The organism is Halothiobacillus sp., from assembly GCF_027346185.1.
Lineage (GTDB): Bacteria > Pseudomonadota > Gammaproteobacteria > Halothiobacillales > Halothiobacillaceae > Halothiobacillus.
This window is the reverse complement of record NZ_DAIESY010000169.1, coordinates 1-8,022: the sequence shown is the minus strand read 5'-3', so window position 1 is coordinate 8,022 and position 8,022 is coordinate 1. Positions and strand designations below refer to the sequence as shown.

7 protein-coding genes and 1 tRNA gene are annotated in these 8,022 nt (G+C 55.4%); 4 read left to right on the top strand and 4 right to left on the bottom strand.

The genetic code is table 11. The features are described from left to right. Nucleotides 1-315: 315 nt before the first annotated feature. The 4 genes from M7R55_RS11875 to M7R55_RS11860 form a co-directional block, all read right to left on the bottom strand. Nucleotides 316-525, bottom strand: coding sequence for a hypothetical protein (locus tag M7R55_RS11875; RefSeq protein WP_298220829.1), 210 nt, complete (start codon nt 523-525; stop codon nt 316-318). A gap of 45 nt (nt 526-570) precedes the next feature. Next, entirely contained in the window at nt 571-867 is a 297-nt protein-coding gene (locus tag M7R55_RS11870) for a DUF1840 domain-containing protein (protein WP_298220827.1), read from the bottom strand. A gap of 205 nt (nt 868-1,072) precedes the next feature. Further along, a complete protein-coding gene (locus M7R55_RS11865; protein WP_298220825.1) occupies nt 1,073-1,867 on the bottom strand; it encodes a hypothetical protein in 795 nt (264 codons plus the stop codon). Between the two features lie 19 nt (nt 1,868-1,886). Then, nucleotides 1,887-3,080 carry a cupin domain-containing protein gene (locus M7R55_RS11860; protein ID WP_298220823.1) on the bottom strand — a complete coding sequence of 398 codons (1,194 nt, stop codon included), beginning with the start codon at nt 3,078-3,080 and terminating at the stop codon, nt 1,887-1,889. 150 nt (nt 3,081-3,230) lie between these two features. On the opposite strand from M7R55_RS11860, the gene M7R55_RS11855 reads away from it, so the two are divergent. The 4 genes from M7R55_RS11855 (at nt 3,231) to M7R55_RS11840 (ending at nt 7,612) form a co-directional block, all read left to right on the top strand. Beyond that, nucleotides 3,231-3,611: a LysR family transcriptional regulator gene (locus tag M7R55_RS11855; protein WP_298220821.1), complete on the top strand. Its 381-nt coding sequence runs from the start codon at nt 3,231-3,233 to the stop codon at nt 3,609-3,611. Nucleotides 3,612-3,634: 23 nt separating this feature from the next. Further along, a complete protein-coding gene (locus M7R55_RS11850; protein WP_298220819.1) occupies nt 3,635-4,486 on the top strand; it encodes a ferritin-like domain-containing protein in 852 nt (283 codons plus the stop codon). Nucleotides 4,487-4,788: 302 nt separating this feature from the next. Further along, complete coding sequence (locus M7R55_RS11845; RefSeq protein WP_298220817.1) at nt 4,789-7,344, top strand: thaumatin family protein; 2,556 nt, start codon at nt 4,789-4,791, stop codon at nt 7,342-7,344. Between the two features lie 195 nt (nt 7,345-7,539). Further along, nucleotides 7,540-7,612: transfer RNA gene (locus tag M7R55_RS11840), tRNA-Thr, on the top strand. The last annotated feature ends 410 nt before the right edge of the window (nt 7,613-8,022 follow it).

Here is an 8,022-nt window from a genome sequence, read left to right as displayed (position 1 = left end):
CCAACCATGGAGATTCGGAGTAAAAACCGGGCAAAGCTGCTTGGAAAGGTAGCCGTTTGTTGTGGAATTTGAGCCGGATTCGGCCACAGGCATGATTCAGTGGCAGAATTCATTGAAAATATCGGGTTATTCGAGCTGCCCCAATGTGTATGGAATGGTTTTAAGTTCGATCGAGGTTGAATTCGAAGCAGTCATCAGTGCCTATCTCCTGAACAAATAAATCTAAAAGTCGGCTCTGTAACAGCCATAGACAAAGCACAAGGTCGCCTATTGGTGTAGCAGATTTAAGAAAATACACCATGAAACCGTAGGTATTTACGATGAGGACGCTTTACCCGACAAATCCGATGCGACTTTAGCCAAGGCATCATGCATTGCTTGAACAATCAATCTGTCAGCCTCCGTCTGGTTTACACCCGGTACATCCCAATCGAATATCGCCCGATATTTTTCCACCAACGCCCGCATGTCGTGCAGCATTTGTGCCCGATGACGTTCAAGTTCAATGTCTTCGATGGCGCTCATGATCCTTACCCCGTATTTTCAGTGTCGATGGTTGAATAAACTAAATCAGTCCAGCAAACCGGCTTCTGCCCACATGACATTCTTATGCTCTTTGACGGCTGCTTTAAGCAAATCGATTAACGGCGCCGCGCGGGTGGACGGGCTGACACCATCGTATGCATCCGGTCCCTTCGTATGACTGACACCGACCGCGGCAGTCAATTTTTCGAGCGCCTGCGGCACATCGGCAGCCAGAATCGAACCCGGCACTGTCGCATCATGGCCCATCTTATCAATCATGGCTAACGCATCCGCTCGATGCATGGTGATATTCGGAAACACCTTGGTTGAAAACGTAATCATGCTGAAGCTCCTCTGCTTGTTGACGCTGGAAACCGGTCATTGAGCCTGTTGTTATTAGCACTCCTGTCTCGTTCTTATCCATGCCGCATCGGGTGACGCAGCATTTTCAGAAAACTGCAATGCGGTGCCGCCGTATAGTCTAAGCGTCGCTGGATGCTTACTTTGGTAACATCCGTCACAAATAACCCGGAGCTCGAAAACTGCCTCAACTCGCTATATGTGCGGCAGCAATTTCCTTCATTACCGGCAAATCCAGACCAAACCTTTCGGCCAGTTTCAGCGCCCGCTGCAAGCGAGCCGCCGCCGTACGACCCTGACAAGCATGTGCCGGATCGCCCTCGAATCCAGCCAACATGCCCTCGATCAGTGGCTCTGCTGCCAGCGGCAGTCCGACCAGTTTCTCCTGAAGCGCAATGACTTCAAGAGCCACGGCGCGTGCAAGCGGCTGATGTTCACGCCAGAGTGTTTCGACATCTCCGCCCATCTTGAGCCCGGCGATATTGGTGGTGAGAATGTAGACATTCTTGATGACCAACTCGTTTTGCATGGCAGCCAAATCGTCGATAATCCGCGCATTCAGACCAATCGCTGCAAGCGATTCGGCCATCAAACCGGCATTACGCCCCCAAACCGGGCTGGGCATGAGTTGTTTGACGAGTTTGCCCGGCTTTTTCTCGAACCAGATGGACATGACGGTCGGGTTGACGATCCCTGCCGATTGCCAGTCCTTGGGCAGCAGTTCGTTCTGGATCAGCACCAGTCGCTCGTGCCATTGTGCCGGGATTTGCGTGAGCAGATCCGGTAGGTCTTTTTCACCGACCGCCAGCACCAGCGCTTGCGCATCGGGCGATTGCGCCAGCACGCCGGAAAGTGATTGCCGACGGGTCAACGGAATGACCGGATGGCCGGTTTTCAGAAAGCCTGCGGCCAGTACCTGACCGATTTCGCCCATACCAACCAAAATCACGGACGGGGCAAGGCCAGAAGTATTCTGACTCATTACTTATTCTCCTTTTGGATCAGATGGTAAGCATGTTTGGCCGCCACTGAACCACACCGTCGGCATACAGTTGCTGCAACAGTTCGGCCGCAGCCGGTAGCTCGGTGACGGCCAGCAGTTCGGCGGCATCATAAAAAACCTGGGCCACAAGCAAGCGCGCTAAAGGCAGGGTTTGCGCATTGAGCACCATGCCTTGACCATCTACGGCCAGTGTTCCGCCAGCCGAATCGGACTCATCTTCCACCAGCAGCATTCGCGCAGCCGGTGTGCGCATCAGGGTGTCGCCGCTATGGGCGATTTCATCACGCAGGGCCTTCGCGTCCAATGGCTCGTTTTGTGGATAAAAACTGGCGTGATCCAGCGGGCGCTCGGTGAGCGTTTCGGCGATGAATCGATCCAGCACGGCATCATCCTGATCCAGTACCGATTGCAAGATCGCGCGCAATTTGGCACGAGACGAGGCGTTCAATGCGCCGGGATTCGCCGGTGCCTGCAAATCGGGATCACCGTAACGGGCCGTTTGATCCATCTGGGTGATCAGCCGATCGGTCACGCCCGCCGCCAACTCGTGCAGCAAGGGCGCACGGAACCCGATTGAAAACGTCATGCAGTGGTCGACCGCTACGCCGTGATGCGGCACACCGGGCGGCAAATAGAGCATGTCGCCCGGTTCCAGCACCCATTCTTCGGTCGGATCGAATTCTTGCAGCAGACGGATATCCAGATCCGGTACGAAATCACTATGTTTCGGCGGATATTCGATCATCCACTTGCGCCGCCCCATACCCTGCAACAGGAACACATCATATTCATCGATATGCGCCCCGACCGAACCACCGGGCGGTGCGTAGGAAATCATCAGGTCGTCGATCCGCCAATCCGGTACGAAGCGGAATTGCTCAACCAGGGTCATCATGTCAGGAATCAGCTTTTCGCAATCGGTAATCAGCAACGAGTAACCGTCTTCGGGCAGGCTGGTGAAATCCTCTTCCACGAAAGGGCCGTGTCGCAACGTCCAGGGCCGCGTGCCTGCCGATTCGAGAATCAAACGCGCGGGCACGTCTTCCTCACAGGCCAGACCGGCCAGCTCCTCTGGCGATAGTGGCGACTCGAAGCCGGGCACCGCCTGACGGATCAACACCGGTTTTTTCTGCCAGTAATCACGCAGAAAATCAGCCACGGACAAGCTACCCAGCACCTGCGAAATTGCCATAAATCCACCTTCCAAAAATAGGGCCACCAATAGTAACACTTGGGTAACAGCCACCCCATTCCACAACGCCATAAACTACGAATTCGGTTATGCTATGAAAACATAACGCTCGCCCATTGCTCCGCGAACCATGGACTCAAGGAAGTCATCATGCCGAAGAAATCCCGCCTCGACCGCCTACCAGGCGACGCCTACAGCGAACAGATTCACGCCCGGTTCTGGCTGATCAGCGCCGATCAGAAGGGCTATCTTGGCGTCGGAAAAGTCCGGCTGATGGAACTCATCGACGAACTGGGTTCAATCAGTCAGGCCGCCAAGACACTGGGCATGTCGTACAAGCGCGCATGGTCGCTGATCGAGGAAGTCAACAAGATCGGTAGCCTGCCGTACGTGACCAAAGAAGTCGGTGGTGCGGGCGGCGGCCATGCCACCCTGACCGAAGCAGGTCGCAAAGCCATCGCCCAATACCGTGCACTGGAAGCGGACTTCCGGCAATTCATTGAGCAGCGCAAGCAAAAAATTCAACTGTGATGCCACCCTCTTCGCCAGCAGCCATGACAAGCAATTCAACGATCCGCGAACGGGCCTACCACTGGCTGATGACAGCCGATCCGGGGCAGAAATCAGCAGGCGCGGCCAACTTGTATCGACAGGCACTCATGACGGACGATGCCGTCATCCCACGCCCGCCCGAACAGGCCATTGTTCGCGTGGAAGACCCAGGCCGCCCTGCCCTTCCCGAGCTGATGCCGCCGCGCGATCTGCCGAGACGGATCACCCACACCCAGGAAGGGCGCAACACAATGGCCCACGCCTTTGCTCATATCGAATTCAATGCCATCAATATCGCGCTGGATGCGGTCTACCGCTTCGACGACATGCCTGCGGCTTACTATCGTGACTGGTTGCGAGTCGCGTCTGAAGAAGGCAAGCACTTCCTGCTACTGGCCGACTACCTCGCACAACACGGCAGCAGCTACGGTGATTTTCCCGCACACAACAGCCTGTGGGAAACCGTCTGCGCCACCGATCACGATGTCATGGTGCGCATGGCGCTGGTGCCCCGCGTACTCGAAGCCCGCGGACTCGACGTCACTCCGGCCATCGCCGATAAATTGCGCTTGGTGGGCGATCAGGCACTCGTCGATATTCTCGGGGTGATTTATACGGACGAAATCGGCCATGTCGAAATCGGCACCCGCTGGTTCCGCCACTGCGCCGAACAACGCCAACTCGATCCGCGCAGCACCTTTCGCGACTTGCTGGCTGAATACATGCACGGCCGGATTCGCGGCCCCTACGACGAACCGGGGCGCATGGCCGCCGGTTTCACCCGCGAAGAAATCGACGATCTTAAAGCCATGGAAGCGCAGACGCTGGTAAGGCTCGACAAGACACACGCCTGAATATTGCCCTGTACATTCTTCGTATTTCACAACCTTCCCAATTCAACTGCCCTAACAGGATGCTGAAAAACTCATCCATGAGTTTTTCAGCCCTGCCAAGTCCGGTACACGCCCGGACTTGGCAGCGATAAATCAATCACTTGCGTGATTGATTTTCGTGCGGGGCATCCATGCCCCGTGTTTTTTGCACCGCTCGCCGGATGCCCAAAAGACGCATTGCCGCCAAAACGGCTCGCTGATAGGATCAGCCGGCAAAATTACTCGAAAAAATGGAAACGGGGCACAGGTAAAACAGGTAAAAAATGATTAAAACCACATCCAAAGCATTGGTGGCTTGTGCCTTGATTCTCCTCGCGGGATGCGACAGCAGCGATTCGAACAACACAGGTCAGATTCAGATTGGCGCGCAGAATCTACAAGTCCGGACAGGCAACGTCCAGACTGTGCCCGTCCGGATTGCTGGAGGCAGCGGCATCGTTAACCAGAAAGTCAATCTGAGCGCTTTAGATCCGACTGTTGCACACATTGCACCGTCGACGTGCATCCTGTCTTCCGGATCGGAGCCCTGTTCGGTAACCGTCTTTGGCAAAACAACCGGAAACACCCGCATTCTGGCCGAAGCCGCCGGTTATTCCAGCGCAAGTACTTCCGTGACCGTTGGAGGGTCGGCCAATGTTTATGGTTCGATTTCCGTCGCAACAACAACGCGAACCTTCTACTCGGGTGCCCAGGTCGCCTACCCGTTCTCCATCACGGTACAACTGATTCCCGCAACAGGGATGAACAGTAAGAAGATTCCAAACGATAACCCGTTGACAGTCATGATGAACCAGCCCGCAGGCATTTTATTTGCCAACGGTGGCACACAGCAGTGCAACCTGACCACGGCTGCCCCCACCTGTACCATCAGTGGAACAATCGATGCCACAAAAGTGCCATCGAAAACCTCCTTCACAACGACCATCAGCCCCACCGGCTCTTGGGTCGCGGGCGTCAATGCCCCATTCGGCTCACAGGACGGTGTCACGATCAGCTGGAATGGCAATCCCAACCAATCGGCGGGCACCGTCCACGTCAGCTCTCAAAACAGCTCCGGCCAAATCTATCTGGGCATGAAGGCGCCATTGTTTGTGTATCTGGAGGGAGACACACTGCTCAAATCCGACTACTGGGTTACGGTTACCAGCGTCGATCCGAGTGCCTTGGTCTTCTATTCTTATCCGGATGGCTCGAACACCCCTGCCGACATGCAGACAACAAGTTCCGTTACCTGTGCATTGTCGTTAGACAACAGCAGTACCGCCGCGCATGCCAGCTCCGTGACCACCTGTGGATATGGCCTGCTGCCGTTAAAAGGCACAACCAATGGCCTTGATGCTGCACTTTCTGTTGCCGTGACAACCGTGCCGCCGACGTATGCCAATAACCAGCCGGGATTCCTTCTCGCTGTACCTTCCTATCAGAAGACAGTCAATCTCAAGTTGATCGACAACAGTGGCTCGACCGCAGGGCGGAACATCACGTTCACCAACGATTCACCGGATACGGTGCTGATCGCTGCCAACGCAGGCTCGGCGAATGCCTACACATCCCCCACCTCGGTGGCTGCCGGTGTAGATCCGACGAACCCAGCAAGAACCAAGGCGGGCGCGCAATCCTACTGCGGCCCCACCTCGGATGGTAAAAACGCCTGCCCGATCGGATCGACCTGTGTTCAGGGTGGTGCTGGTGTGGCAAAGGGGAAGACACCGTTCATGTGTTTCTGGGACAAACCCGCCTTCGCCAATGACACCGGCATACTTCAGCCGAGCACTTCGACCACCCTGTTCATTCCGCAATGGTCGGGCATCACAACCGGCCCTCAGCAGATTCAGTGGTCAGGTAATTACTACATCCAGAAATGTCCTGGCGGAACCTGCCCGAGCAGCTCCACGACGCCGGGCACCGGTCCGGCATATGCCGCGATCACACTCGCCGAAGTCACGTATCAGCACAATACGGTTGACTACTACGACGTCTCTATCATCAATGGCGCGAACTACGCCCTGGCATTTGGCCCGACAGAGGGACTGACAACCGCCAATAACTACTACTGCGGCACTCCGGGTGCGAGTTCCCCACCCATCGGCGTGTCTGCAACCCTGCCAAACAGTCCTTGGACTTTTGCACCGACCAGTTCGAACTTTCCCTCGGATCAATCGGCAGCTGTCAGCGACAGCCCTTCCTCATATTTTGCCGTCGTCGCACCGAGTACAACGACGCCGACATCATGCTCCGTACAATCAACGTGCACCACACTCGGCACCACTGACTCCGTATGCGGCTTGAACGCCAATAAACTCTTGAGTGGACAGTTCACCTTCGCACCAGCCGAACGGGTTTGCGGCAGGTTTGTTTCTTGGGCTACGGCGGATCAGATATGGGGATGGAATGGCAATGAAAATGCTAGCTACCTGAATCAGGCTCCATTCGATTTTGCCACGCCAAATACGATCGCCCCGGCATTCAACAATCAATCGACTATCTCGGTCGGCGACCTGCAGCTGTGCGTCAACAACAGCTTCAGCGGATACACGGACCCGGCACCGACCAATCAGCCTGCCGTCATGGCCTGCGGTGGCACCAACTGGACCGGAATCACGACGCCTTCGGTTATGTACACGACCGAAGGCACCGCCTGGGTTCCCTACGTGCTCCCGACCATCACCTGGTTGAAAAAGGCATGCCCGACCTGCTACACCTATCCCTTCGATGATATGTCTTCGACATTCACCTGTGAGAAGGACGTGATCAAGGACGGCAGCAACAACCTGAACTACACGATCCAGATTTCCAGCCCAACCAACACATTCAACTGATCGAGTAAGTGTTTTGTGCGGAAGACCGGGGCGCATGGCCGCCGGTTTCACCCGCTAAGAAATCGACCATCTCAAGGCCATGAAAGCGCAGACGCTGGCCCGACTTGGATAAGACACACGCCTGAATGCCCTCCGGCCCATAGCTCCCGTTCTTCCGTTGACATTCCCAACAAGATCAGGAAAATTTCACGTCTTGCCGGAATAGCTCAGTTGGTAGAGCAGCGCATTCGTAACGCGAAGGTCGTAGGTTCGATTCCTATTTCCGGCACAAAATTACCAATATAAACAACTGGTTAAAGGAATACCGCCAAATCGAAAATTGTTGTTTTTTGCAAAAAACCCTGTTTTGGGAAAATATTTGTCCCCAAATTTTCCCCAAATTCCCCCTGTTTCGCCCTCATTTTACTTGTCCCAAGATTTTCCCAAGTGTTTACACTTCGCATCAGCGCATGTGATTTTTCATTCCTGTCAATACGTGACCTCGCCCTCCCCCAGCCCCTCCCGCATGGCGGGCGGGGAGAGACACACCCCCGCCCCTCCCCCCCGCCCCGCCGATCGTAGTGTTCAATTTTCTTCTCTGCTTAGAGACTAAGTCCCATCTCCAGGGGCTTCTGCGCCTCCACCGCCCGCCCCTCCAGCTTCATCCACTGCTGCCGGTACTTGCCTAGGTCGGCGGCT